The following is a 392-nucleotide window of genomic DNA, read 5'->3' as shown; positions in this document are numbered from 1 at the left end:
TGACTTCGTCATCTTTGTAAAATCAAAACGTGCCGGACAACGTGTTATGGAAAGTATCACAAATTTTATCGAAAAAGACCTGAAATTAACAGTGAATAAAGATAAAAGTAAAGTGGGTTCTCCTACATGTTTAAAGTTCTTGAGTTGTCTGATAATGAAAACAAATGGCACTTGTCGTTTCAGACCCACTATGGAAGCAAAAAGAAACTTAAAAGCCAAATTAAAGTGGGTCACAAGAAGAAATAGACATGGCACATTCAAAGAAATTATAACAGAAATCAACGCAATTACTAGAGGTTGGATAAATTACTTCGGTAGAGGTTTTATTAAAGTATTTGTCCAACGAATACAAAAGTGGTTGAACCGTCGTATCAGACAACTTATTTTAAAGC

Annotated in this window: 1 protein-coding gene; it reads left to right on the top strand. The window is 33.7% G+C overall.

All coding sequences use genetic code 11. The features are described 5' to 3' along the window. Positions 1-392: group II intron maturase-specific domain-containing protein (locus HHH54_RS10935; protein WP_285891548.1), on the top strand; the 392-nt coding region annotated here is incomplete at both ends.

This window comes from Staphylococcus canis (assembly GCF_016238445.1).
In the GTDB taxonomy this organism is placed as follows: domain Bacteria; phylum Bacillota; class Bacilli; order Staphylococcales; family Staphylococcaceae; genus Staphylococcus; species Staphylococcus canis.
Note: the sequence above shows the minus strand (reverse complement) of the source record. Positions and strands in the feature narration are given on the sequence as shown.